Origin of the sequence: Clostridium subterminale (assembly GCF_039521425.1) — a bacterium.
Lineage (GTDB): Bacteria > Bacillota > Clostridia > Clostridiales > Clostridiaceae > Clostridium_J > Clostridium_J subterminale.
Genome location: NZ_BAAACI010000006.1, coordinates 104824 through 128237 on the forward strand (window position 1 = coordinate 104824; position 23414 = coordinate 128237).

At 29.4% G+C, this 23414-nt stretch carries 17 protein-coding genes and 1 riboswitch; of the genes, 15 read left to right on the forward strand and 2 right to left on the reverse strand.

Annotated features, from left to right (window positions below; all coding sequences use genetic code 11):
• Positions 1 to 97 precede the first annotated feature (97 nt).
• Complete coding sequence (locus tag ABDZ93_RS09560) at positions 98 to 220, reverse strand: hypothetical protein (RefSeq protein WP_343825821.1); 123 nt, start codon at positions 218 to 220, stop codon at positions 98 to 100.
• Positions 221 to 556: 336 nt separating this feature from the next.
• Here ABDZ93_RS09560 and ABDZ93_RS09565 point away from each other — a divergent pair, with 336 nt between their 5' ends.
• The 3 genes from ABDZ93_RS09565 to ABDZ93_RS09575 all read left to right on the forward strand — a co-directional run bounded on the left by ABDZ93_RS09565 (position 557) and on the right by ABDZ93_RS09575 (position 6407).
• Entirely contained in the window at positions 557 to 1855 is a 1299-nt protein-coding gene (locus ABDZ93_RS09565) for an APC family permease (RefSeq protein ID WP_343825823.1), read from the forward strand.
• A gap of 451 nt (positions 1856 to 2306) precedes the next feature.
• Complete coding sequence (locus ABDZ93_RS09570; protein WP_343825825.1) at positions 2307 to 4025, forward strand: methyl-accepting chemotaxis protein; 1719 nt, start codon at positions 2307 to 2309, stop codon at positions 4023 to 4025.
• A gap of 306 nt (positions 4026 to 4331) precedes the next feature.
• Positions 4332 to 6407 carry a methyl-accepting chemotaxis protein gene (locus ABDZ93_RS09575; RefSeq protein WP_343825827.1) on the forward strand — a complete coding sequence of 692 codons (2076 nt, stop codon included), beginning with the start codon at positions 4332 to 4334 and terminating at the stop codon, positions 6405 to 6407.
• A 154-nt stretch (positions 6408 to 6561) separates the two neighbouring features.
• Here ABDZ93_RS09575 and ABDZ93_RS09580 read toward each other — a convergent pair whose 3' ends face one another.
• On the reverse strand, positions 6562 to 7071 hold the full coding sequence (locus tag ABDZ93_RS09580; protein WP_343825829.1) for a COG2426 family protein: 510 nt from the start codon (positions 7069 to 7071) through the stop codon (positions 6562 to 6564).
• Between the two features lie 198 nt (positions 7072 to 7269).
• A riboswitch (M-box (ykoK) riboswitch) is annotated at positions 7270 to 7428 on the forward strand.
• A gap of 123 nt (positions 7429 to 7551) precedes the next feature.
• On the opposite strand from ABDZ93_RS09580, the gene ABDZ93_RS09585 reads away from it, so the two are divergent.
• From ABDZ93_RS09585 to ABDZ93_RS09640, 12 genes are all read left to right on the forward strand, one after another.
• The gene (locus ABDZ93_RS09585) at positions 7552 to 7674 is read left to right on the forward strand and encodes a hypothetical protein (protein ID WP_343825831.1); all 123 of its coding nucleotides are present in this window, start codon (positions 7552 to 7554) and stop codon (positions 7672 to 7674) included.
• 105 nt (positions 7675 to 7779) lie between these two features.
• A complete protein-coding gene (gene mgtA, locus ABDZ93_RS09590) occupies positions 7780 to 10485 on the forward strand; it encodes a magnesium-translocating P-type ATPase (protein ID WP_343825833.1) in 2706 nt (901 codons plus the stop codon).
• A 20-nt stretch (positions 10486 to 10505) separates the two neighbouring features.
• Positions 10506 to 11027, forward strand: a complete 522-nt coding sequence (locus tag ABDZ93_RS09595; protein ID WP_343825835.1) for a winged helix-turn-helix domain-containing protein — start codon at positions 10506 to 10508, stop codon at positions 11025 to 11027.
• A gap of 746 nt (positions 11028 to 11773) precedes the next feature.
• Positions 11774 to 13150 (forward strand): sodium-dependent transporter, encoded by a 1377-nt coding sequence (locus tag ABDZ93_RS09600; protein WP_343825836.1) that lies wholly within the window; start codon positions 11774 to 11776, stop codon positions 13148 to 13150.
• Positions 13151 to 13449: 299 nt separating this feature from the next.
• The gene (locus ABDZ93_RS09605; RefSeq protein WP_343825838.1) at positions 13450 to 14001 is read left to right on the forward strand and encodes a 5-formyltetrahydrofolate cyclo-ligase; all 552 of its coding nucleotides are present in this window, start codon (positions 13450 to 13452) and stop codon (positions 13999 to 14001) included.
• 89 nt (positions 14002 to 14090) lie between these two features.
• Positions 14091 to 15869 (forward strand): peptidoglycan-binding protein, encoded by a 1779-nt coding sequence (locus ABDZ93_RS09610; protein ID WP_343825840.1) that lies wholly within the window; start codon positions 14091 to 14093, stop codon positions 15867 to 15869.
• Positions 15870 to 16115: 246 nt separating this feature from the next.
• Positions 16116 to 16769, forward strand: coding sequence for a response regulator transcription factor (locus ABDZ93_RS09615; protein WP_343825842.1), 654 nt, complete (start codon positions 16116 to 16118; stop codon positions 16767 to 16769).
• A 1-nt stretch (position 16770) separates the two neighbouring features.
• The gene (locus ABDZ93_RS09620) at positions 16771 to 18210 is read left to right on the forward strand and encodes a sensor histidine kinase (RefSeq protein ID WP_343825844.1); all 1440 of its coding nucleotides are present in this window, start codon (positions 16771 to 16773) and stop codon (positions 18208 to 18210) included.
• Positions 18200 to 19069, forward strand: coding sequence for a hypothetical protein (locus ABDZ93_RS09625; protein ID WP_343825846.1), 870 nt, complete (start codon positions 18200 to 18202; stop codon positions 19067 to 19069). Before ABDZ93_RS09620 ends, ABDZ93_RS09625 begins: the two co-directional genes overlap by 11 nt.
• 111 nt (positions 19070 to 19180) lie before the next feature.
• Complete coding sequence (locus ABDZ93_RS09630; RefSeq protein WP_343825848.1) at positions 19181 to 20035, forward strand: C39 family peptidase; 855 nt, start codon at positions 19181 to 19183, stop codon at positions 20033 to 20035.
• A gap of 261 nt (positions 20036 to 20296) precedes the next feature.
• Positions 20297 to 20995, forward strand: a complete 699-nt coding sequence (locus ABDZ93_RS09635; protein ID WP_035132303.1) for a response regulator transcription factor — start codon at positions 20297 to 20299, stop codon at positions 20993 to 20995.
• Positions 20970 to 23285, forward strand: coding sequence for a HAMP domain-containing sensor histidine kinase (locus tag ABDZ93_RS09640; RefSeq protein WP_343825852.1), 2316 nt, complete (start codon positions 20970 to 20972; stop codon positions 23283 to 23285). Before ABDZ93_RS09635 ends, ABDZ93_RS09640 begins: the two co-directional genes overlap by 26 nt.
• The last annotated feature ends 129 nt before the right edge of the window (positions 23286 to 23414 follow it).

The following is a 23414-nucleotide window of genomic DNA, read 5'->3' on the forward strand; positions in this document are numbered from 1 at the left end:
CATAAAAGTGGCAATAAAGCCAGTGAATACTGATTTTATTGCCACTTTCTTACGATTAGAAGCAGTTTTTGCTTCTATAAGTTGTGTCTGTAAAATTCTAGTTGTTATTATTGTTGTTTTTATTGTTTTTGTTACTATTATTGTTTTTGTTATTATTATTGTTTTTGCAATCTTTGTTATTTTTGTTATTTTTGTTATTTTGATTATTGTTATTTTCCATGGTATATCACCTCCTACCTAACTTATCATTAGCAAAAAAAACTTATATTATTCATTTTAATAAAAAATTATTACTAAGGATTTTTATATAAAATTTTATTTACTTAAGTGGTTTTATACTAGACTAATTAGAAAAAAAATTCTAAAATAGAAGGTAAATATTTTAAATTTTAAAATTAATATAAAAGGAAAACATTTTGTGAAATTACACAAGAAATTTAGATGTTAAAAATTTGATTTTCTATGGGAGTACAGCTATTTATACGGTTAAGGCTTAAGCATAAAAAACAAATTGGAAGAAATAATAAATTTATAAAAAGCTATTAAGGAGGAAATTATGACACAGAAAACACTAAAGAAATCAGTGACATTTATTGAAGCCATTGCAATAGTAGTTGGAATGATAATAGGCTCTGGAATATTCCTAAAACCAGGAATTGTATTTAATGATGCGGGTTCTCCTATAATGGGTATAGTGGCTTGGATAGTAGGAGGTATCATAACTTTAGCATCGGCTCTTACCATTGCAGAGATAGCTTCATCTATACCTAAAACTGGAGGATTATACGTTTATCTTGAGGAGCTATATGGAGAAGTCTGGGGATTTCTATTAGGATGGGTGCAAACAGTGATATCGTATCCGGCATCAGGAGCAGCTTTAGCAATAGCTTTTTCCACTTACGCTACATTTTTTATTCCAATGAATGATATGGAGCAAAAACTACTAGCAGTGGGAATCTTGGTATTTGTAATAATCATGAATATAATTAGTACTAAATATGGGGGAGTAATTCAAACTATTTCAACTGTGGGTAAGCTTGTTCCAATAGTTGCTATTATTATATTTGGTTTAATCAGTGGTAAAACTCATGATTTTCGCTCCGTTACCGTTATGACTGAAGGAGCTGGTTTTGGAGCTGCAGTATTAGGTACCTTATGGGCTTATGATGGATGGATAGGTGTTACAAATATAGCAGGTGAATTAAAAAATCCTGAAAAGGAAATGCCTAAGGCAATTATTTTTGGAGTTACATCGGTCATATTTGTATATGCACTAATAAGTATAGCTATGGTTAATGTAATTCCTATTGAAAATATAGTTGCTTCAACAACACCAGCATCAGATGTAGCGATTGCTCTATTTGGGAATGGTGGTGCTGCGTTTATAACAGCAGGAATTATAGTATCTGTATTTGGAGCTATGAATGGATATCTATTAACAGGTGCTAGAGTACCATTGGCTATGGGGCAGAGAAAGCAATTGCCGTACTCAATTCAACTAGGTAAAATACACAAAAAATTTGGAACTCCTACTAATGCATTAATTCTTGAAGGGGTATTAGCCACTATTTATATTTTTTCGGGAACATTTAATACTCTTACGGACTTATTAATATTTGTTTTATGGATATTCTTTGTCATGGGTGTCTTTGGTATATTTAGACTTAGAAAAAAAATACCTGCAGATAAAAGACCATATAAAGTTCCTCTTTATCCATTTATTCCAATGGTAGGAATATTGGGAGGAATTTATATACTATATAGTACTATTATATCTGCACCTTTGAACTCCATAATAGGAATTGGTATAGCTCTTGCTGGCCTTCCAATATTCTATTATCTAAAAAGAAAATAGGGTCAGACTCTGTGAGAGCAGAACTTGAACTCTATTATAAAAAAGGATTGGTTCAGATAATTATTTGAACCAATCTTTTTTATATATAAATATATACCTAGGAAGCTATTTAAATATACAAATATAAAACTATAAAAATATATAACTATTTAAATAGTTGTTCTGTTCATACGGGTTTGAGGGATGTTACATTTTAATAGTAGAATTTATTTGTATAATTATATTGAATGTTTAATATTATAAAAAAGTTTATTTATTATAATTAAGGTAGAAAGTAGAGAAAAATACAAAGGTATAAAATATATGTTTATATTGAAAATAGTGTAAATTGATAGTAAAATATAGAATTGGTGGGATTAGATTACAGAGTAATTGTATTTAAATTATGAGGAGTATATAAGGAAAAAATAAGTGACAAGAAATTATAATAAAAAAGAAAGCGTGTGTTAGTATGAAACTTTTTATTAATTTAGGGGTTAAGAAAAAACTTATATCAATATTTTTAATAATATGCATTTTTATAGTCGTGATAGGTGTAAATGGAATATTGAGTTCTGAAACTATAAACGAAAATGCAAATGAAATGTATAGCAATAATTTAGTGTCAATTAAGGATCTAGAAGGAATAAGAGGAAATATAAATGAAATTACAACTAATATGACTAAAATTCTTTTTGAAAGAGATAGGTCAAAATTAGATAAACAAATAAAGGCTATAGATGATTTAACAAATGAAGATATAACATTACAATATGAGTATGATGAATTACCGGAAATATCACAAGAAGAGGAAGAACTTTATGAAGGGTATCAACAGAACTTATCAAAATATAGAGAGAAAAGAAATGAGGTTATTGAGTTTGTAAAAGCTAATAATTATGATGAAGCAGTTAAGCTTTACAATTCAGAAGTAGAACCATTAAGAATCGATACATTTGAAAAAATAGAAAGATGTATTGAAATAAATCTAGAATATGCTGAACAAACTAATCTAAATAATGAAGCAGAGTTTAATAAGGTTAGATACAAAACAATAATTTATACAATACTAGTATTTTTAATTATATTATTTATGGGATATATTTTAGGTAAAAATATAGTAACCCCACTAATAAAGATAAAAGGGTTAGCTGAGAGATTATCAAATTATGATTTTTCAGTTCCAATTGTTATTACAAGAAAAGATGAATTTGGGCAGACCGGGTTAGCTTTAAATGCTGCACAAGAAAATGTAAGTAACTTAGTTAAATTAATAATGGAAAATTCACAAGATATGAATGTGTCTTCAGAAGAACTTTCAGCTATAGTTGAAGAGATATCCTCAAAAACAGAAATAATTGATGAAGCAGTAAATAATATAGCTGCTGGAATGCAAGAGTCAAGTGCTACGATAGAGGAAATAAGTGCATCATTTCAGGAGGTAGATTCAAGTATAAATGTATTATCTTCAAAAGCTATGGAAGGAAGTAATAATGCGAATGAGTTTAAAGGAAGAGCTACTGAAGTTAAAAATAATAGCGAAAAGGCTATAGCAGAAACAAAGAATTTATATGATATAAAACAAAAGAATATGGAAAAGGCAATAGAAGATGGGAAAGTAGTAGACAGCATAAAGATTATGGCAGATACTATTGGAAGTATAGCACAGCAAACTAATCTACTTGCACTAAATGCAGCAATAGAAGCAGCCAGGGCTGGAGAGCAAGGTCGAGGATTCGCAGTGGTAGCTGAGGAAGTAAGGAAACTTGCAGAACAATCCTCAGAGGCAGTAATAAATATTCAAGACACTATAGGTAAAGTTCAAAATGCATTTAAAAGTAGTATTGATACAGGTAGTGCCATATTAGAGTTTATAAATACAAAGGTTCAGGAACAATTAGATGCCTATGGAAAAACAGGTAATCAGTATTATAATAATTCAGATTTTGTAAGCAAAATGTCAGAAGAAGTAGCTGCTATGTCAGAAGAAGTTACAGCAACAGTTGGACAAGTAAGTGAAGCAATTCGAAATATGGCTGAAGCTTCACAAAAATCTAGTGAAGAAGCGGTTACAATAAAAGAAGGTATGTATGAAACAACAAGAGCTATAGAGCAAGTAGCAGTAACTGCACGAAGTCAAGCAGAGCTTGCAGAGAAGCTTAATGAAGTTATTAAAGAGTTTAAAATATAAAATTTTATCTGGGAGTATACAAAGAAGTAAAGGGTACTATTTTGATAATCCATTACCACCAAAGAAAGTTAAAAGAGTTCATATTAAATTATGCTTAAGTATTAATTTAGTATTACAAGTGAAGCATTGAAAAAACTGTAAACAAATACTGTATATGTATTTGTTTACAGTTTTTTATTAAAAATAAAATAAATTTAAAAAACAATAATAAAATAATAAGTTTACACTATTTTAATATATTGATTGATACGATAAATAAAACACTAGATATTAAATATAAGCTAAATGTATAAGGAGGTCGAAAGTATGAAAATTAAGGATATGAAAGTTAAAGGTGTGAAAATTAAAAGTATTAAAGTAAAGATGATATTATTACTTATGCCTATAATCATAGTAGCTATGCTTGTACTAGGATATATGAGTTATTCAAGTGCAGAAAAGATAATAAGTAGTCAACTTGAAATAAATATGAATGGTAAGTTAAATGAGAAATCACAGGAGATTGAAAAAAGTCTTGAAAGGCATCAAAAAATATCTGAAAGTTTGGCTAAAGTGGTTCAGAATTCTGTATCATCTCTAACTAAGGAAAATTATAAAGGGATATTAGAAAGTTTAATTGAGACAAATGATGAAACCTTTGGAGCTGGTGTTTGGTTTGAACCATTTAAATATAGCAAAGACGTGGAGTTGTTTGGGCCGTATGCTTATAAGTTGAACGGTAAAGCCACTTATTCAGATGAATACAGCAAGACAGATTATAAATTAGGTGATTGGTATAAAATAGGGCAAGATACAGATAAAAGTGTTGAATGGTCATCACCTTATTATGATGATGTAGCAAAAGTTTCTATGATAACAACTTCATGTCCAATTTATGATTCAAATAATAATTTTATTGGAGTTACTACGGCGGATATAGATTTATCCACATTACAAAATGGTGTTAAAAATATGAAAGTAGGTAATGAAGGAAGGGCATTTTTAGTGAATAAAAATGGATTATATATTGCGGATGAAGATGAATCCAAAATAATGAATACTAACATAAAGGATGATAAAAATTCTACACTAGCAGCCGTAGGTGAAAAAATGTTATCTGAAAAGAATGGGCAGGGAACATTTACGGATGATCAAGGTATTCAAAAAGTATATTATAGGACAATAGAAGACACAGAGTGGATTATTGCTGTATGTATTCCACAGGAAGAAGTTCATCTTCAAATTAATTCACTTAGAAATGAAATAGGTATTATAATAATAGTTTCAATTTCAATAGTAATATTATTTATATTATTCTTTGCAAATTATATAGGAAAGAACATTAAAAAAGTTAATACTTTTGCAATGAAGATTGCAAATGGAGATTTAACAGAAAAACTAGAATTAAAAAGTAATGATGAACTTGGTGAAATGAGTACGCATTTAAATAAAATGACAGAAAATATTCATTCTATTGTAAAAGTTATAATGGAGAATTCAGAGAATATAAGTGCATCTGCTGAGGAACTTTCAGCAACAGTTGAAGAACTGGCAGCTAAAACTGTAAATGTTAATGAAGCTATCAATACTATTGCAGGGGGCATGCAAGAATCCGGTGCTGCCACAGAGGAGATAACTGCATCCATTGAAGAGGTAGATTCAAGTGTAAGTATACTATCTTCAAAAGCTATTGAAGGAAGTAATAATGCAAATGATGCTAAAGAAAGAGCAAGGCAGGTAAAGGATAATAGTAAAGAAGTTAAAGTGATAGCAAAAGAGTTATATATTCAAAAGGAAGCTAATATGAAGAAAGTTATAGAAGAAAGTTCTGTAATAGATAGCATTAGAGTGATGGCAGATACCATATCATCTATATCTGCTCAAACTAACTTACTAGCTTTAAATGCAGCTATTGAAGCTGCAAGGGCGGGAGAACAAGGTCGTGGTTTTGCAGTAGTTGCAGAAGAAGTAAGAAAACTTGCAGAACAATCTTCAGGTGCTGTAATAGAGATACAAAAAACTATAGAAACAGTGAAAGAAGTATTTAATAAAAGTATAGAAACAGGCAATGATATATTAAAATTCATTGACGTAGATATAATGAAAACTTATGACGAATACGAAGAAACAGGTAATCAATATCATGTTGATTCTGATTTTGTAAGCAATATGTCAGAAGAAATAGCTGCTATGTCACAAGAAATTACAGCGACAGTGGGGGAAGTAAGTGACGCCATTCAAAACATGGCTCAGTCTGCTCAAGAGTCTAGTGAGAAAGCAGAAACAATAAAAGAAAACATGGATGAAACTACAAAAGCTATAGAACAAGTAGCTCAAACTGCACAAAGCCAAGCTGAACTCGCACAACAATTAAATGAAGTGGTTCAGAAGTTTAAAATATAAGTCTAAAATATATTAATATAAAAGAGAAACTATGGTGATATTAGTCAATAACTCCATAGTTTCTTTCTTTACAGTTCTTAAACTTTTATATCTAAATAATGAGAGAATATCCTATATTATATGAATAGGATATTCATTATAGAGTTGTCCTTTTTTAAGCCATGAGAGTAATGACCCATGGAATACCATAGGAAAAAATGCACATGATAACTGTGGCAATAATTAATCCAAAGAATATTGCCCAAAACGCTTTTTTTAACTTAATACCAAGAAGGGATGCTATAAGAGCACCTGTCCATGCGCCTGTTCCTGGTAATGGAATTCCAACAAAGAGCATTAATCCCCAAAATTCATATTTTTTTATTTGGTCACTCTTACTCATAGATTTCTTTTCAAGTTTTTCAACAATTGGACGGAATAGTTTTGTTTTTTTCATCCAACTAAAAATTGGTGTAATAAAAAGCAGTATAAATGGAATTGGAATTATATTTCCTACAAAACAATATCCTATAGCACGAAACATATCTATACCTAATACAGAAGCTGCAATTAATCCGCCTCTAAGTTCTAATATAGGAACCATAGATATAATAAGTACAACAATCTCTTTTGGCATAAAACCTGACAAGTTACTTGTGAACCAATTTACTAACGACTCTACCATATAGTTACTCCTTATAATCTATATTTTATACTTTTACATTATAACTCTGAAATAGTAATAATAATAGAGTTTTGTCGACAGTTTATGATAGGTTATGATAGGTTATTATAGGGAAAAAATATAATGCAAGAAAAATGCAAGGAAAAAGTTCTTGAATAGTAAGGTTTATTTGTTATAATTAAATTGTAATAGATAATAGAATATTTCCGGTAGGTAAGGTTACCACAGGGATACGGGTTGCTGCCGCGGAGTAGTGGAGACACTATGAGAAGGTTAGCAGGTTATATCGAAACCAAGGTATAACTTAATGCAATTTCATCGCCCTGTGAAGCTAAAGCTCAAACGGTGGTATAATTATATTTTTTAATATAATTATATATTTATGCGGATTTTTTCCCTTGCCATTGTTTATGCTTTGGCAAGGGTTTTTCTATTATATTTGAAATTATATGGATAGCGAGAAATTATGGAGGTGAGAAAATGGAAGCAGGTAGTAGTAGTGGCACAAAATCTGATGAACTAAGTAGTAAGAAGAATGTGATAGCTTCTATGCCTATCCATTTTTCGAATCCTAGTGTTCATAAAATGACCTATAAACATTAAAAAGTTTGTTAACAATTAAATATATTGATTTTTGTATATGTATGTCAGATTTTGTGTCTTATTTTCAAAGTACTATTTTAAATGTAGGATAGGAGGATAAGACCAATGAGAAGAAAGATAATTAGCAGAAATGCAGAAAAAAGAATTAATGACGAAAAAATCAGAGTAGATGCAATTAATAAAAGATTATTAGATGCATCTAAAAAAGATAAATCTACAGTATTAAAGAATATGGATTCTTCATTCCAAGGACTGAATGAAAATCAGATTGAGATGATGAGAGAAAAGTATGGAAAAAATGAGATTACTCATGAGAAGAAAGATTCTTTAGTTAAGAGATTGATAGAATCATTTATTAACCCATTTACTATTGTATTATTTATAATAGCAGTAGTTTCAATCTTTACTGATATTATTATTGCAAAACCAGGAGAAAAGAATTTTACAACAGTTATAATTATTTTAACTATGGTTACAATTAGTGGACTTCTTCGATTTATACAAGAAATACGTTCTAATAATTCAGCAGAAAAATTAAGTGCTATGGTTAAAACTACAACTTCTGTGGAAAGATATGAATGCGGAAAAATAGAAATACCTCTAGCAGGTGTTGTATGTGGAGATATTGTATATTTAGCTGCTGGGGATATGATACCAGCTGATGTGAGAGTTGTGCAGGCAAAAGACTTATTTATTAGTGAATCTGCACTTACAGGAGAAAGTGAAGCTATTGAAAAAGTAGTTGAGGCAGAAAAAAATATTATATATAAATCACCAATGGAATGTCCTAATTTAGCATTTATGGGAAGTAATGTTATTAGTGGATCAGCAGTATGTATAGTTATAGCAACTGGGGATAATACCATATTTGGGTCTATGGCAAAGACAATTGTAGATACAGAGGCAGTATCTAGTTTTGAAAAAGGTGTAAACTCAGTATCATGGCTACTAATACGCTTTATGATGATAATGGCACCTTTTGTACTATTTATTAATGGATTTACAAAGGGAGATTGGATGGAGGCTCTACTATTTGCTCTATCCATAGCAGTTGGATTAACACCTGAAATGTTACCTATGATTGTAACCACAAGCTTAGCAAAGGGCGCTGCTGAGATGGCAAAGAAAAAGACTGTAATAAAGAAATTGAATTCAATTCAAAACTTTGGTGCTATGGATATTCTTTGTACTGATAAAACTGGAACATTAACACAAGATAAGGTTGTTTTAGAATATCATATGGATATACACGGAAATGAAGATGAAAGAGTTCTACGACATGCCTTTATGAATAGCTATTATCAAACAGGACTAAAAAATCTAATGGATTTAGCTGTTATTAATTATGTTGAAGTTACAGGAAATAGAGAATTATATACCACATATGAAAAAGTGGATGAAATACCTTTTGATTTTAACCGTCGTAGAATGAGCGTTGTTTTAAAAGACGAAGTAGGAAAGACTCAGCTTATTACTAAAGGTGCTGTAGAAGAAATGTTAAACATTAGTACCTATGCAGAATATAAAGGTGAAGTAACAAAATTAACAGAAGAAATTAAACAAGAAATTTTAGCAACGGTAGATAAATTAAATGATAAGGGTATGCGTGTTATAGCAGTAGCGCAAAAGACAAATCCATCCGTAGAAGGATTATTTTCTATTAAAGATGAATCTAATATGGTATTAATGGGATATTTAGCATTTTTAGATCCTCCAAAGGAGACCACAGAAGCTGCAATTAGAGCTTTGAAAGAACATGGCGTAGGAGTAAAAGTTCTAACAGGTGACAATGATAGAGTTACTAGATGTATTTGTAATCAAGTAGGCCTAGAGGTAGATAACATTCTTTTAGGTGGAGAAATAGACGAAATGAATGATTCTGTATTGGCTAGTAAATTAGAGAAAACAAGCGTATTTGCAAAGCTTACACCCCAGCAAAAAGTAAGAATTGTACGTGTGTTAAGAGAAAACGGTCATGTTGTTGGTTTTATGGGAGATGGAATTAATGATGCTGCAGCTATGAAAGAAGCAGATGTAGGGATTTCAGTTGATACGGCAGTAGATATTGCGAAAGAATCTGCAGATATTATTCTATTAGAAAAAGATTTGAATGTATTAGAAAATGGAGTAGTAGAAGGTAGAAGAACCTTTGGAAATATGATTAAGTATATTAAAATGACAGCTAGTTCTAACTTTGGAAACATGTTTTCTGTATTAGTAGCAAGTGCATTTCTACCTTTTCTTCCAATGCTTCCAATACAATTAATTGTTTTGAATTTAATTTATGATATTTCATGTATATCTATTCCATGGGATAACATGGATGAAGAATTTTTAAAGAAACCTAGGAAGTGGGATGCTTCTTCTATAGGTAGCTTTATGATTTGGATTGGTCCCGTAAGCTCTATAATTGACATTGCCACCTATATAATTATGTACTTTATTATTTCACCAATAGTATGTGGTGGTAGTTATTATACTCCAGGTGTAGACAAAACTTTATTTATGGCAGTATTTAATGCAGGATGGTTTATAGAATCATTATGGTCTCAAACTTTAGTAATCCATATGATTAGAACGCCTAAAGTGCCATTTATTCAAAGTAGAGCATCATTTTATGTTTTGATTACTACAACCTTATCTATTATAGTTGGTACAATTATTCCATATACACCATTAGGAGTTAAACTTGGTATGTATCCAATGCCAGCGATTTATTTTGGATGGTTAGTTGCTATAATTGTTTGCTATATGGTTTTGGTAACTATATTAAAGAAAGTCTATGTTAAAAAATATGGAGAATTACTTTAAAAATAGTGGGGTGAATAGCCATGAATAAAAAAGCTGTAGTAATAACAATTAATGTTAAAGTATGTAAATGGGTATGTCAAAAGATACAAGAAGAAAAGAAATCAGTAAAAGCTCTAAATGATTTAGAAGAAGGATTTCAAGGATTAAAAGACAGTGAATATGATTCATTAATAATTAACATTAATAATATAGATAATGGGTTAGACGAGATTCAAGATAAAACGCAGCAGGATAATATTATAGTCTGTGAAAAGCTATATATAGATGGAGATTTAAGAAGTGTATATTATGGTGGAGAATTAATACAACTTACACCTAAAGAGTTTGATATATTGTATCTCCTTGCAAAGAATAGAGGGAAAATATATTCTAAGGAGCATATATATAATCAGGTTTGGAAAGATAATTATTCTTTTGATGATAGTAATATTATGGCTCATATAGGGAAATTAAGAAAGAAAATAGAACCTAATCCAGCAAAGCCAATATTCATAATAACTGTTTGGGGCGTAGGATATAAATTTAATTCTAATTTAGTATAGGAAAATATTTATAACAAGCAGTTCTGAAAATAGTCATATAATGATGAGTTTAATCTCATTATTATATGACTATTTTCTTTCTAGATATGAGTTCCAATAAATAAAATTCATTAATGCTATCTAGTATAATGTAGGATCTCAAGTAAATTAAAAGGAGATTTAGTGAAATGTAATATAACGTAATGCTATGATAATTGTTTCAAATGGTTTTTAAAAAGTGAATAAAAAATTATTTTGTACTTCATAAATGAAAAAAATGTTAATATGAAAAGCTGAAAAGCTTTAAATTGAAGATATGATAAAAAACACCAAAATTTCATTGAAATTTATAATTATTTTATATATAATTATAAATTAAATACTACTAAATGTTAATAAATTTTAAATAGAAGTTTTGTATTTATTGTTTGATAATACATAGAATATTCATGTATAATGAGCGGTTTTAAAGTATTATTATGAATCATAAAAGTAGAATTGCAACGTATTGTTAATAATATGTCAAAATTAGAATTACTAACATAACTTATGAAATATATAAAATAATATTAATATCTAAATAGTGTTGAAATGCATAGAATGATATTAGTATACATATAGAAATTATTATAACTATAAGAAAATATTATGATGATAAATAAAAATATATATTCAATTATCTGAAAATTTGTATTATAATAATTATAAAATATATTTAAAAATTAAATATATAGTAAACAATTATCAAATTTGATAGGGGGAAGGTTATGGATAATAATACAAGCAATAGAGGACAATGGGCATCTAATATAGGGTTTATATTAGCAGCAGCAGGTTCAGCAGTAGGTTTAGGAAATATATGGAAGTTTCCTTATTTGGCAGGTGCAAATGGAGGAGCAGCATTTGTAATTATTTATTTAGGAATGATAATATTAATAGGATTTACTATTATGCTAGGAGAAATGTCCATAGGTAGAAACACGCATCTAAGTGCGGTATCAGCTTATAAGAAGTTAAATAAAAAATGGAGCTTTGTAGGATTTATTGGTGTTGTTGTTGGATTCTGCATACTATCATTCTATAGTGTAATAGGTGGATGGGTACTTAATTATATAGGTAAGTATTTAATCGGAGGTATATCAGGAGCTGAAGCTGCTAATTACTTTAGTGGATTCATATCAAGTACTACTCAACCAATAGTATGGCATTTAGTATTTATGGCAATTTGCTGTATTATAGTTTTAAAAGGTATTTCTAATGGCATAGAAAAGGCAAGTAAATTTATGATGCCAGCTCTATTTGTATTACTAATTGTAGTTGCTATTAGATCAGTAACTTTAGATGGAGCTATGGAAGGAATAAGGTTTTTCTTAAAACCAGACTTTTCAAAGGTAACTATTGGAACGGTGATGGCAGCCTTAGGGCAGGCTTTCTTTTCCTTAAGCTTAGGAATGGGGGCAATAATTACCTATGGTAGTTATCTTGGAAAGACAGAAAATTTAGAAAAGAATGCAGTTATTATTCCAGCCATAGATACAGCAGTAGCTCTTCTTGCTGGGTTTGCAGTTTTACCAGCTGTGTTTGCCTTTGGATTTGAGCCAGGAGCTGGGCCAAGTCTCATGTTTATAACATTACCTTCAGTGTTTGATTCAATGCCTTTGGGTCAATTCTTTGGAATACTATTTTTCATATTAGTATTCTTTGCAGCATTAACATCAGCAATATCTTTACTTGAAGTTGTAGTATCCTATTTAATTGATAACTTTAAGATGGATAGAAAAAAGACTACAATAATGATGTCAGTAATATTATTTATTATAGGAATACCATGTTCTCTAGCTAATGGACCAATTATGGGGGACTTTTTAATATTTGGATATAATTTCTTTGACTTTATGAGTTTTTTAGCTGAAAGTGTACTTATGCCATTAGGTGGATTATTAATGTGTATATTCATAGGCTATGTATGGGGTATAGACAATATTTCAGAAGAAATTACTTGTGGAGGAAAATATAAATTTAAAAGTAAGACTTTCTTTGTAGTAATGATAAAATATATTGCACCAGTTTTGATATTTATTATATGGCTAAATGCCATAGGAATATTACCTTCTATACTAAAGGTGTTTGGGATAACATTATAAAAATTTAAAATAGTATTATAATAAATTTAAAGGAATACTACGAAACAATAATTTAGCGTTATAGTTTTGAGTATTCCTTTATTTAATGTATTATAAAATATATAAAGATATAAGGCATCTTCACAAAATAAACAAGTCAGAATGCTCGTTTATTTTGTGTTATACTACGTCAACAGAACCATTAGATAGTGCTACTATCTGCGGAACCTGTTTCCTTGTCTAACTCAAAATATACTTCCCATCTTTGACTTGTTATTTATTTTCAGATGCCTTAATCAGAGAATAGGAGTAGATTACTAATGAATATAAAAGAAGAAAAAAAGAAACTTCGTAATGAGGTTATGAAACGCATTGCTGAATTATCAAAAGAATATACTTTAGAAGCGGATAAGAAAATTTATAAAAAAGTTATAAATCTTAAGGAGTATAAAGAAGCAAACACTATATTTTGCTTTGTAAGTACAGAAGATGAAATTAATACAAGAAATATTATAGAGAATGCATTAGAAAGTGGTAAAAGAGTTGGAGTTCCGAAGTGTGTAGGAAAGGGTATCATGGAGGTATGTGAAATTAAAGGATATACATCTTTGCAGGATGGAAAGTATGGTATTTTAGAGCCTAAGAAAGAATGTCCATTAATTAGGTCAGAAGAAATAGATTTTGCTATAATACCTTGCGTTTCTTGTAATAAGGAAGGATATCGTCTAGGTTATGGGGGAGGATATTATGATCGTTACTTAGAACACGCTACATTTACTACAGCTGTTATATGTAGAGAAAAAATTATATGTGATTGCATTCCTCGTGATGAGCATGATATAAAAATTCATAGAGTAATTACAGATAAATAAATTAATATAATTGTATTTGTAAGTTTTACTAACATAAATGGTTTTTTACTCATATAATAACTATGGATAATATTTTTTAGGAGAAAATTATGGGTAGAGGTTTTATAAAAGTAGAACTTTTTACTGCAAGAGAAGTAGTGCCTATTTCAGGAGGAAATATATTTATTTTAAAAGGTACATCAGTAGATTTTGATAAAGGGCACATATTAACTACAGATTCTAGTGGAATAACAAGAATATTAGAAGTAGATACACCAGATATTGAATTATCAAAAAGCAAAGATTCTGATGAAATACCCTATGCAGTATATGATTTATATGTTAGAGCTCATGGATATAAGGATGCAGTAGTAGAAGGTGTTCAAGTTTTTCCAGATGAAGTATCAATACAACAAATAGAAATGATTCCTACTATTAAGGAAAGAGAATTTTTAGAGGAACTAGAGCATAATTATATTCCACCACATAAGTTGATAGAGGAAATGCCAAGAGCTCAGGTAGAGGAGAAGGAACCGATTTCTCAAAGCAAGGTATTAATAAGACCATATATTCCGGAATTTATAACAGTTCATTTAGGTGCTCCATCATCCTATGCAGAAAATGTTACTGTAAGATTTCCAGAATATATAAAGAATGTAGCGTCTAGTGAAATATATCCTACTTGGCCAGAGCATGCTATAAGAGCCAATATATATTGTCAAATTTCCTTTGCACTAAATAGAGTATATACAGAATGGTATAGAAACAAAGGGTATAACTTTCAGATAACTAACTCTACAGCCTATGATCAATACTTTGTTAAGGGAAGAAATATTTTTGAGAATATTAGTAGAATTGTAGATAATATATTCAATGAATATATTACTAGAGTAGGTTATATGGAACCCCTATTAGCACAATATTGTAATGGCACAACTGTAACTTGTAAGGGATTATCACAATGGGACACTGTAAAGCTTGCTAGTGATGGATATAAAACTATGGAGATTCTTAAAAATTATTATGGAGATAACATTGAATTAACTAAAACTAACGATATAAGAGGTGTAGAAGAATCATATGGTGGAACTCCATTAAAGCTTAATAGTACAGGACAAGATGTAGAAACAATTCAAAGGCAGATAAATAGAATTTCTAACAATTATCCGGCAATCTCTAAAATAGAACCTGTAGATGGAGTATTCGGATCAGAGACAGAATCAGTTGTAAAGTCATTTCAAAGAATATTTAATCTACATGCAGATGGAATAGTTGGAAAATCAACTTGGTATAAAATATCAGGAATTTATGTAGGGGTTAAAAGGTTAGCAGAATTAGAGTCAGAAGGAGAAAAGCTGGAAGGTACAGGTGAATATCCTGAATATTTATTAAAGCAAGGTTCAACAGGTGATGCTGTATGTGAAATACAATATTACTTAAATTTTATATCTCAATATTATAAAGAAGTACCTCCAATTAATGTAGATGGGATTTTTGGTGTAAGTACCTTAGATTCGGTAATACAGTTTCAAAAGAAATTCGGATTAGATGTAGATGGAATAGTTGGAATACAAACTTGGGATAAAATATACTCTGTATATAAAGATATAATTAATGGAAGTAATAAGCCGGAAAGTGATGGCTATCAATATCCAGGATATATATTAAAACAAGGATCTAGAGGAAATATTATAAGGAAATTACAAACATACTTAAGTGCTATAGCAGATAAGTATACATCTATAAAAAAGATAAATGTGGATGGAATTTTTGGAAAGGCAACAAATGAAGCAGTTATAGATTTTCAAAAGTACTTTGAATTGTCTCCCGATGGTATAGTGGGTCCATTAACTTGGGATAAAATTGTACAAGTTTACCAAGAAATTTAATGTAGTTATAATATGATAATTAGAGTAAAGCTTATTCTATGGATTGAAATTCTATAGGGTAAGCTTTTATTTGTCATATTAAGTTAATTTATATCTTATAAGATAAATATAACTGCTAATTAATAAGCTTTTTTCTACAATTAAAATATTACAAAAAACTTTTCGAAAACTTTTCTAGGATATTTTGTAAGAATATGATAGATTTAGAATAGGTTTATCCTAAATAAATGAAAGAGGTGTTTACTTATGATAGATATTTTAATTGTTGAGGATGAGATGCATATTTCGAAGATGATAGAAGCAACCCTTTCCATAGGTGGTTATAGAGGACATATATGTGGTAATGGAAAAGAGGCTGTTCAGAGGGTCTTAGAAGAAAAATTTGATTTAATACTACTAGATGTAATGCTTCCAGATATGGATGGATTTCAGGTTATAGAAGAAATTAGATGTAGAGAAGTTCCAGTAATTTTTCTAACTGCAATGCAAGAGGTGTCAGATAAAGTAAAAGGATTAAAGCTAGGTGCTGAAGATTATATTGTTAAACCATTTGAAGCAGTAGAACTTTTAGCAAGGATAGAAGTTGTATTACGAAGAACGCATAGGAATAATAATATATTAAATTATAAATATATTACGATAGATATTGATAAACATATAGTTAAAAAGGGTGGTGAAATTATAAATTTAACTCCAAAGGAATTTGAAATTTTAGTTTTTTTTATACAGCATGTAGATATTGCTATAACAAGGGAGCGATTACTTGCCGCAGTGTGGGGATATGAATTCATTGGAGAATCTAGAACTATAGATATACATGTACAACATGTCAGAAAAAAAATGGATTTAAATGATAAATTGATTACTATACCAAAGCTTGGATATAGATTGGAGAGCTGATATGAGGTTATGGCAAAAGATTTTTTTGTATACTCTTGCTCTTGTAATTTTGGCAATAAGTATTACCTCATCTTTATTGCTATCAAATAATCACAAACTTATCATTGAAAGAGAAGAAAAAAGTGCTTTATCAGAACATGAATACTTAGTATCCGATATTAAAGGAAATGTGGTTTATAATCGTCTCAAAAAATCCATAACCTTTTTAAGTGAGGAAGATGTACTAAACATAATTAGAAATATATTTAATAATAAAGATGTTAAGAGTAGTAATATTTTATCTATATACAAGGATGGAGTTAGAATATTTGAAAATAATTCACTACCCTTCGAAATTGAAGAAGACGTCTTTGAGGCTATAGATAAATCAAAAAATCATTACTTAGAGATTGTAGATTATAAGGAAGCTTCTTATATGCTCATTGCTTCACAGACTAACATAGAAGGGAAAGTATATGAAATTATAACAACCTATGATGTTACGCCTATATATGTTCTTTATGAAGAACAAATAAACTTTATAAAATCAGTTAGCACTCTATGTGGAGTAATTATAGCAGGAGTATTAATTATAATTGTAAGATTTTTATTTTCACCTTTAGAAAAGGTTAATGAGGGAACTCGGTTCATAGCAGAAGGCAATTACAATAAAAGAGTAGAAATCAAAGGAAATGATGAAATTACAGAACTTTCGATGAATATGAATATAATGGCTGAGGCTATTGAAAAAAATGTGGAGGAGTTAGAACAAGTAGCAGAAGATAGAAGAATATTTATTGCAAATTTAGCTCATGAAATGAAAACTCCATTAACTTCAATTTTAGGCTTTGCAGATATACTTAGGATTAAACGTGTTGTCAATGATGCTGAAAGGCAAGAATATGCTGGAATAATTGTAGAGGAAGCTAAACGTTTGAAAGTTTTGTCGGGAAAGCTCATGGAGTTGATTACTGTAGGTAATACCGATTTAGATATGGAAGAAGTAAATATAAAGAATTTAGCAGATGATATAGAGTTATCCTTAACGCCTATTCTGGAAAATAGAGAATTGAATCTTAAGGTGGAAATAGAAGATATATGGCTAACTATAGATAAAGAGCTTTTTAAATCTTTAGTATATAATTTAATAGATAATGCTATTAAGGCATCAACAGTAGGACAAACTATATCATTAATAGGCAAAAGTAATGAAGAACATGTATTAATTAAAGTAGTTGATGAAGGTATTGGTATACCTGAAGATGAAATAGACCATATCATAAAGCCTTTTTATATGGTAGATAAAATCCGAACTAGAAAAAATGGAGGTGCTGGACTAGGATTAGCTCTTTGTGTTGAAATAGCAAGGCTGCATAATGGAACTATTAATATTGAAAGTGAAGCTGGAAGGGGTACATGTGTATGCATTGATATAAGGGGAGGTAGAATGGATGAGAAATAGATCATCAAAGGGTGTAGGTAAGACTATAATCTTATTAATGACTATAGTTGTATTAGGGTACTTTATTACACTTAAAATATGTAGCTTTTTACCCTCTTATAAGTATCAAGTCAAGGAGATCGAAAATGTAAATTCTGTAAAACGTCTATTCTATCTTGAAGAAGAGCCCATTATATATCCTTGGAGTTATTTAGATAAAGGAGATATTTCTATAATTCCAGATGAAGACAAAGCTATGTTTTATAACAATATTTATACCCAAGACTTTCAAGGTAAAAATATAGTTGATTTTATTGACCAGATGATGAATTTATCTGCAATACATTTAAGTGACGATGAAATTATAAACTCATTTCAATATCTAAAAAATATACAAAGGGATAAAGATGGATATGATAAGATACTTATATTAAATGATGATTTTACAAATTTAAATAGAACAACATATAATGTCAAATTTTCTTTTGGGGAAAATGGTCAAGTTTCCTATAGGTGTAAGAGGGTAGATGATTCAAAATATATTGATAATAAAACCATAGAAAAATCTTATAAACTTTTAGAAGAATATGCTCGAAATGAAGATAGTAAATTGGTTAATTACTTAAAAAACATATATAAGACTTCACAGCAAAACTATGCCCACGAAATAATAGATGTATTAAATAATATAATAGTTATTAGATATACGGAAGATGGATATGTAAAAGTAAGAAACTATTTACAAGATATAAATTATGAAATATTTTCTACTGAGTCAGAATTAATGCTTATATATACATTGGAGGATGGTACTATGTTGATTTTATATTTTGACCCTGTTAATCAAGAATTTTGTGGATTTAATATACAAAAAAATTAAATAGAAGATATAAAAGTATTTACATATAATTTACATATTTTTGAATATTTTCTTTTGTTCTATATATAATAATAGACATATAAGGAATTATTTAGAAAAGAGTGGATTATATTGAGGATTAAAGAATATAAAGATAAAACTTATGTACTAAAAGGAATATCTATAGTTATAAGAATAATGATACTATTTACTTTATGTCTGTTAACAGTGTACACATCAGCTTCTTCAAAATCATACGAGGCCAGAAGTATTTCATTAGTTAGTGATAGTAAATACAGTAATAATGAATTAAAAAATGAGAAAATTACAGAGATGACTAGTAGCAATATAATGGAATTAAGTAGTAAAGACTATAGTGAACAGTATAAGCTTATTTCTGTGCCATATATAAGTCAAGCTGGAGGATATCCAACAGGATGTGAGATTGTAAGTGCATCTATGTTACTTCAACATTATGAATATGATATATCTGTTGATGAGTTTATAGATAATTATTTAGAGCGTTCATCTTTAGAAGAAATTAATGGCAATTTATATGGGCCCAATCCTAATGAGGCTTTTGTTGGAGACCCACGAAGTATTTATAGTTATGGTTGTTATGCGCCTGTAATTGTTAGCTCACTAAATAAAATGTTGGGAGAAGAACATCGGGTAAAAAACACTACAGGGAGTGAATTTAATGAACTTATAGAGAATTATATAGATAAAGAAATACCTGTGTTAGTTTGGACAAGTGTTAATCTAACTCCTACCAGTGTTGGAACAGAGTGGTATGTGAGAGAATCTGGAGAGAGGGTTCAGTGGATAAGTAATGAGCATTGCATGGTATTAGTAGGTTACGATAAGGACAAATATTATTTTAATGATCCCTATGAAGATAATGGAGTAGTTGGTTATGACAAGGAATTAGTAGAAAAAAGATTTAAGGAATTGGGAAACCAATCAGTAGTTATTCTAAACAAATAATAATTTAATGAATAGAGTGTATCTATATAACAAATTTAGAATGGAATTTGAGCTTATACTTTAATAATAATATTAAAGTATAAGCTCAATATTTTATAAAGGGTAATGAATTATTTTGGTACAGACTGATTTTATTATGTGAACATATTGTAAGAATTTCTTAAGGTTTATATAAACAATTACTTAATATTTCAAGGGTAATATAGAAGTATAGATTGAGAGAAGTCATGGTATAATTAATGTGAAGTGGAGGGGATTAAATTGAATTACAACGTATTAGTAGTTGATGATGATAAAGAAATAGTAGATGCCATTGAAATATATCTCTCAAACGAAGGATTAAAAATATATAGAGCTTGTGATGGGATTGAAGCTTTAGAAACTTTAGTTGATAAGGAAATACATCTCATTTTGATGGATATTATGATGCCAAGAATGGATGGAATTAGAGCAACTCTTAAGATTAGAGAAGAAAAGAATATACCTATAATACTTATCTCTGCAAAGTCAGAGGATACTGATAAAATCTTAGGCTTAAATATGGGAGCAGATGATTATATTACAAAACCATTTAACCCTTTAGAGTTAATAGCCAGGGTTAAATCACAACTTAGAAGATATGTGACCTTAGGTAATTTTAATAAAGAAGAGGAAAAGGAAGTTTTAAAAAGTGGAGGATTAGAGCTAAACACTAAAAATAAAGAAGTATTTGTGGATGGTGAAAGTATAAAACTAACACCTATAGAATTTAAAATTTTAGAATTATTACTTAAGAATAAAGGAAGAGTATTTTCCATGGAGGAAATATACGAAAGAGTTTGGAATGAAACTAGCTACAATGTAGATAATACTGTGGCTGTGCATATAAGAAGGATTAGAGAAAAGATTGAAATTAATCCAAAAGAGCCAAAATATTTAAAGGTGGTGTGGGGAATTGGATACAAAATCGACAAGTGCTGATGAAAAGGATAAAGCTTATGAAGAAATGGTAAGGGATTGTAGAAGAATAAAAATAGCAAAGACCATAGCTATTATAATAACTGTAGCAATGATCTCCATATCCCTCATTTCTATTAAAGATATTAGGGTTAATAGTAGTATTTTTGATGAAAAAAGTCTGTATGGAAGCAAATTTTTAGGAAGTGAAATCAATACTTTCACAGAAAAAGTCATTGAAGTAATAGAGCTTTATAAAACAGATGAGTATATTAAGGAGGTAAGTAACTTATCTCAAGAGGAAATTCAATGGAAAAAAGAAGCTATAAGCAAGAAAATTCAAGAAGAATATGATAATGAACGCAATAAACTACATGAAAAAAATGATAGTAATTGGGACGAAGAGAAAGTTAATAAAGAGGAAGAAGCTATATATAAAAAGATAGAAGAAAAGTATACTTATAGCGATGAAGAGCTAAAAAAGTTAATAGTTGAAGAGAAGTTAGCAAATTTCAATAAATATATTAAGACTTTGGATAGCTATACAAATTTAAGGTATATTGCCTATGATAAAGCTAATGACATATGGCTTACGAACTATAAGCCAGGTAAGGATGCAATTGCAGAGTTAAAGAAAAATAGTGGTTATTTTTCTGAATATCATATTTCTAATGGAGTAGAAAACAAAAATATATTTATTAATGGACAACTTATTAAGGATAAGGAATTAAATGATTATGGTTACTACAATGAAGGTGATGGAGCTAAGGTAATAGAAATTACAGATAGTTATAGAAAGAATGGTAATAGTTATACTAATAAAGAGAGCTATAGAGTAAAGGGAGATTTGGATATATATGTAGCAGTTACAAGTGAGCTAGTAGCTGGAGATAGTGTATATAATACCTATGAAAAATTTTTGCAAGCTAATTCTATTGTAGATACAGAAATAGGAATTTTGGTAGCCTCCTTATTTGGGGTGGCAATTATGATTTTTGTGCTTAGGAAGTTTAGATATAAGCCATGTTATTCTAATAGAATAGTAGAGAAATTAAAAGATATGCCTTTAGAGATTAAATTATTAGGCATAGTAATGGGATGGATAACTTATCATATGCTTTTCAGGTATAATTGGAGCAATGAATATAGATATACCATCAATATTAATAATATAGTGCTTGTAACATTTATTTTGATAGCTTATTACTTAATTATCAAAGCTTTACTTCAAAATTATAAGGAAAGTACACTTCTCAAGGACAGTTATGGAGTAAAATTTTATAATCACTTATGTATAGCTATGGAAAAAGGTACTTTAGGAAGAAAATTAGTATTAGTTATAGGAGTATATGTAGCCATTTGTACTAGTATATCTTTAATATTAATGGTTGTAGTAGGAGCAGTAGGAGCTGTTATTGCGCTTGGCTTTGATATAGTTGCTACAGCAATTGTTATATATAAATTAGTAAAAGAATTTGCTTATTTAAATAAGATAACTAATGGTGCTAAGCTTATTTCAGAAGGAAAAATTAATGATGATATATCAGAAGAGGGTAAGGGAGCATTAAGGGATCTTGCCCACAGTATAAACAATATGAAGCAGGGACTTAGAAAATCTATAGAAAATGAGACTAAAAGTGAGAAAATGAAAACAGAGCTTATTTCTAATGTATCGCATGATCTTAAAACTCCATTAACATCAATTATTAATTATGTAGATTTGCTTAAAAGAATGGGAATTGAACCAGAAGAAGCAAGAGCATATGTAGAAGTTTTAGATAGAAAATCTCAAAGATTAAAGATATTAATAGAAGATTTATTTGAAGCGTCAAAGGCTGCCAGTGGAGCTATGCAGTTAAACTTTGAAAAAATAGAGTTAAATGCTTTAATAAGGCAATCTTTAGGAGAAGCGGAGAATAGGATTCAAGCAGCAAATTTAGATTTTAAAACTAATATACCAACAGAAAAAATATATATTAATGCTGATGGAAGAAAGATTTGGAGAGTATTTGAAAACCTGATTTCTAATGCTATAAAATATTCACTTAAAGGCACTAGAGTTTATGTAGATGTGAAATCTGAAGATAATAAGGTATATATAACTATGAAGAATATATCAGCCTATGAATTAAACTTCGATGCTACTGAAATTACAGAAAGATTTAAGCGAGGAGAAGAATCAAGGAATACAGAGGGTTCAGGCTTAGGTTTAGCTATTGCAAAAAGCATAATAGAACTTCATGATGGAGCTTTAGAAATAGGGATAGATGGAGATTTATTTAAGGTTACTGTTGAATTAAGTATATATGAATAATATACTCTTTAAAATAGTATAAGGGAAACAGGTTGTTTCAAAATAGACTAAATACTTTAATTAAGTATTAGTTAAGGATTTTGAAGCAGCCTTTTTATGTTATAATTTAAATGTATTATATATAATTTG